Genomic DNA, 5,123 nt, shown 5'->3' with positions numbered 1-5,123 from the left:
AATCGACGGTCGGGGCGCACTTGTTCGTTGTCAGGGTGCAGGGTGAACTCGACGTGGATGCTGTATTTTGAATCGCTGTGCGTTTCTTGTGAGGTCTCTGTGGCGTGTAGCGTGGTGCCGAGTACTATCCAACCACGATTAGCGTCTTCGTGGGTGCTGTTGCGGATGAATAGGCTGTGGCCTGATTGGATGCCGCGTAGGTTGCCTGCTGCGATGGCGCGGTGTCCGTGTTGACGGATGGCTTCCATGTAGACTTGGGCTTTGTCTTTGCCGCCTTCGTCTGCACTGAGGTAGCCGCCTTGTTGCCATTCGTAGTGTTCGAGCGCGTTGTGTGCGGTCTCCCAAGGCTGAGAGCTGGTGCTGGTTTGGTCGGCCTTGGGTTGTTTAAACTGATGGTCGTTGAGGCGGATTTGGCCTGTGACGTGTTGTTGTAAGGGTTCGAGGCGGCTTATGTATTCTTCGGCGAGCTTGAGACCCGCTGGATGCACATGACATTCTTGGTATGCCACAGAATCCATGGGTTTGAAGCCACTCAATGCGTCGGTGATGACGACGGTGTGACCGTCTTTTTGATGGTCGACAAAGAAGCTGATGCCGACGCTTTCCATTAAGCGTTTTATAAAATGGTAATGCGATTCTGAGTACTGGACGATGTAGTCCATTGACGGGTAGGTTTTGGTTAGACGGTAGTCGACTTTATAGGGTAAGGTGCTGAGTACGGCGCGAATGATGTCGGGGATGCTGACCTTTTGCCATACTTTGTAGTCTGAGGATTGGGTGAGGAGCCACATCCAGTTGCGGATGGTGAATTCGTACAGTGGGTAGCGACCTAGGCTGCCTAGGTGTGCGGCTTTGGTGATGATGCCGTTGATGTGGCGTACACCTGCTCCGCGTGCGGAGTCTAAAATACCGCCTGCCTGTCTTTCGATGGATTCACCCCAAACCCCTAGGCGTTTACCGTCGAGCTCGATGCTAATCGTTAAGTTGGAGCCGATGGTGCTTTTTAAATCAAGGTTGCTTCCAGGTGCTCCGCCTGCGAGGGATTCGGCTTTGCTGATGTAACGCTCGACAATGCCTTGCCCTTCTTCATCCTGCGCTCGCACTTGCACCACGTATTCAAATAGCTCGTTGATGTTTTCTGAGCCTTTGAGACTGTGAAACAGTATGTAGGGCGTGCCCCAGTCGGAGGACTTAAAAACTGGACTTTGAACAGAGATGGTGCGGGCATTGAAGTTGGGGATCATGAATATCTCGGCGAGTTTAAAGTGTATTGATTTGAGTGAAAGTTAAAGCAGCTAAAAGACTACATGTTATTGCTCTGCTTGTATTCATTGGCAGCCTGCTCGGTCAAGCGATACCACACGATTTGCCCGAGCTCATTATGCGTGTCGCCTGCAACCTTTTGCCCTTGATAGAGCATAACGGTTTTATTACGCAGGTAAGGTGCTTCGTACAAGCCCGTCACTTGGCATATTTCGCCGACAGCGACCCACTCGCCTGAATAGCGAGAAGTCTTTATCGGTTCTTCTTGTGCGGCTACCATTTCAGCATGTGGCGTCGGTTGATTTTCTAGACGTTTTTCTTTCATATATTCAAAAGAATCAACACATGATACAAAGAAATCCCAATCACCCAGCTCCACATCTTCAGGAAACAAAGCCACACCTGATTTTTCTGCCAAGAACAAGCGGTAATACAAATCAGAACGATACACGGTGCGGTAAAGCTGCTCACCATTGGCCTCATAGATGGTAAACATACTAAAGTCAGGCTGCTTGTTGCCAGCACTGTCCGTCATTTTAACCACCTCTGCATAGCGATACCCATCTATTTCAATGCATGTACCATCGTCTGCACGAAAGAACATTTTGCCATCGTCAGTCCTATAGCAAAAATGGTAACGATCGTCTGCCTTTAAATAGTCACCTCTTAGCTTGTCCTTCATATCAATCATGGCCAAATGCGTGGGCGCCTCTTCTTCTGTGGCATTACGCCACTCACCTGTCTCATGGTTTAGATGAATGACTGGACGTACCACGACAAACCCTTCTAATAACATATTTAATCCTTTTGTTTTTAAAGACCTAATTTCTTGCGAATTTCCTCTTTCAGTACTTTAGCACGTGCTAAGTCATTCGCCCGCTTTGCTCGTGTAAATTCAAGCACTAAATCCCACGCAAAATCACCACCACCGCTATTACCCGCTGCATCAGCTATCTCTTTGTCTGTCTTATAATATGTATCGTATTTCTTACTGCCTTTTCGTTTCTTCTCATAACTCCAACGTCCATCTGTTGTTCGCTTGAAATCTGGACCATCTGGATGATTATATCGATCTTTATTTCGTGCACTAATCAATTCCATAATTTCAGGGTCGGTGTTTTGCCTCGCCTCTTTTTGAATCGCTCGGCGCTTGGCTTCCGCATATTCGGCAATTTCACGCTCTGACTTCCCCGCCTTGCGCATGGATGCAACATCTTCTCCAATTTGCTTACTCTTGATTTCGTACTGTGCCCGAGTGAGAGGTAAATCAGCTTTTGTATTCTTTATAACAGTTTCTTTGCCTGCAGCACCTTTAGCTACTTCAGGATCGATTTTCGGCAAAAGCTCATTAATTTTATTCCTCAGGTATTTCATGGCCTTTGGTATTTGGTCAAAGCCTTTAGCTTCAAGCTGAGCTAATTGTTTGCTTACGAGCTTGAGTTGAGCCATTTTATTTTTACCTAATACTCTTGACAGCGCACTATTTGATATGTCCTTGATTTTAAGTTGCATTGTATGCAGTATTTCTTTGAATTTATTGAGCACTTCCTTGGTTAAAGCATCCCAATCAATGTTCTTTAAATATTTAATCGGATCTCCATAACCCACGCCCAGTTTTTTATTTGCTGCCCTAATTTTTGCAACCAATGTCTTAATCGCTTCAATAGCCGCATCGCCTCCTTTACGGGCATTTTTAATAAATCCTTTGAATGCCCCTTTTAACATGCTACCAAATTCAGGAATAAAACCAATCACTGTAATTGCAAGGGCAAGCCATTTCATGGTGTCCTCAGGTGAGTCGCTGATCTGTGCCAAATTGGCAATCACATCACGTACGTCTCCAGCCGTGTCTAAGCCAGGAACAAGCGTAATTATGGTACCAACAATTATTTGCCCCATAGTTGGGTTTTCATTGAAATCGCCTTGCAAAACCCCCCAGAACCATTTCATCGATCCAGTAATAGATAATTCAGCATGAGCTGCATTATATTCTGCTTCAAGTTGGCTCTTTCGTTCAGGCGTAAGAGCAGGAGTAAAAAAACTGTAACTGTCTGCCATAAATTTTCCTATTGTTGATTGTCACCAAAAACTATCTTATACAGCTCAATAGCCTGTTCATCTGTAAGTGTTTTACCGTAAACAGGATTTTCAACCATCTCCTCTTTAATCACCAGTGTTCGTTGATCCTCTCCTATTTCAACTTCTGCGGGTCCAGGAGGTACATCTGTTAAAATTGCTCGACCATTTGCGCTCAATTGACCTGTACGCACAGAACCATCTGAAAATTTGACTTTATAAGGAGCTTGACTTGCGCCCTCACCATCTGAATAAAAGCGACTAATCATCATATCCGTTGGCTTTACATTAAAGGTGTGTGGAGGGGCTGGCACATCTTTTGGACCAGGTAAACCATGTGCCGCTGCATGAGCTTTCCAAACAGCTGGAGTACCCTCTTCGATACCAGTGCCATCAATGCGAATATAACTGCCTCCAGCAGTCAATAGAATAGATTTCTTTGCAGAAATTTCTATTCCCCCTTTCGCACTGATGAGCTTCATCACTTTGTCCGCAATGATGTCGATGCTGTCAGACTGCGCTTGAATCTCGACCTTACCCTTGGCCGCAAACAGCTTAATTCCGAGCGCTTGAGTAAACAGGCCGATACCCCTAGCTACACTCGCGCCCAAACGTTTACCAACAGATAAGCTCAGGTCTTGCCCTGTAGTTATCGCTGTGTGTTCATTGGTGGCTACGTGCACCGACTTAGGTGTTGCCAGTTCTATACCTGCGGGACTCGCTAAGACCAAATGCGGCTCAGTCAGCTCAGGGAATTTGTCATGTCCGCCCTCATGTCCTGCCACTTGTTCGTTTTGGGATTGAATTTGGACATGCGCAGTGTCATTTAGTGTGCGTTCATCAGCTTTGTGGTCGATGGCCAGCTCTGCGAATGATTTGTGTTGATTATGAGCGTTGCGCAAGATGCCAACTGCTTCGCTCATGTCTTTGACGTGACTTGTACCTGTGGCTCGGGTGTAGGTGGATAACATCATGCCCTTGGCACTGCGAATCGCGCCCCAACCGTCCGAGCGTAACTCAAACCCTTGGCCGCGATAGTCGGCTCGACCTTTAACATCAGGGATGCGGGTGATGTAGCCTAAATTCAGCTGGCTGAGTTGATGGTCGCTGGTGAGCTGGACTTGGACTTCTTTGGGTGTGTCGTCCATTATCAAGTGGTTGTTCTGTGCGCCGTCAATCTCTTTAGATTTGAAACCACTTAAGGCAAGCTGACTGGGCAGTTCCCAGTTGGGCATGGTGTCGGGGTTGCTTAAACGGCCACTGACGAAGGGCATGTCGGGATCGGCCGACAAGAAGTCGATGATGACTTCTTGGCCAATGCGCGGGTGTTGGATGCCGCCGAAGTTGGTGCCTTGCCATGGGGACGATACACGCACCCAGCAGGAGCTGTTTTCATCGGATGCACCGTAACGGTCCCAGTGGAATTGCACTTTGACACGCCCATATTGGTCGACCCATACTTCTTTGTCTTTGGGACCAACGACGATGGCGGTTTGTGTCCGTGCTTCGGGTTTCTTTAATCGACGGTCGGGGCGCACTTGTTCGTTGTCAGGGTGTAGGGTGAACTCGACGTGGATGCTGTATTTTGAATCGCTGTGCGTTTCTTGTGAGGTTTCTGTGGCGTGTAGCGTGGTGCCGAGTACTATCCAACCACGGTTGGCGTCTTCGTGGGTGCTGTTGCGGATGAACAGGCTGTGGCCTGATTGGATGCCGCGTAAGTTACCTGCTGCGATGGCACGGTGTCCGTGTTGACGGATGGCTTCCATGTAGACTTGGGCTTTGTC

General features: G+C 47.7%; 4 protein-coding genes. All 4 read right to left on the bottom strand.

All coding sequences use genetic code 11. The features are described 5' to 3' along the window. On the bottom strand, window positions 1–1,244 hold a 1,244-nt coding region (locus DFR44_RS11000), incomplete at its 3' end, for a type VI secretion system Vgr family protein (protein WP_133621617.1). Window positions 1,245–1,303: 59 nt separating this feature from the next. Further along, window positions 1,304–2,059, bottom strand: a complete 756-nt coding sequence (locus DFR44_RS10995; protein WP_133621616.1) for a hypothetical protein — start codon at window positions 2,057–2,059, stop codon at window positions 1,304–1,306. Window positions 2,060–2,076: 17 nt separating this feature from the next. Then, entirely contained in the window at window positions 2,077–3,321 is a 1,245-nt protein-coding gene (locus DFR44_RS10990; RefSeq protein WP_133621615.1) for a hypothetical protein, read from the bottom strand. A gap of 8 nt (window positions 3,322–3,329) precedes the next feature. After that, window positions 3,330–5,123, bottom strand: a 1,794-nt coding sequence (locus DFR44_RS10985; protein WP_133621614.1) for a DUF2345 domain-containing protein, incomplete at its 5' end; no start/stop codon positions are given.

Source organism: Hydromonas duriensis (assembly GCF_004363775.1).
In the GTDB taxonomy this organism is placed as follows: Bacteria; Pseudomonadota; Gammaproteobacteria; order Burkholderiales; family Burkholderiaceae; genus Hydromonas; species Hydromonas duriensis.
This window is presented reverse-complemented; position numbering and strand designations above follow the sequence as displayed.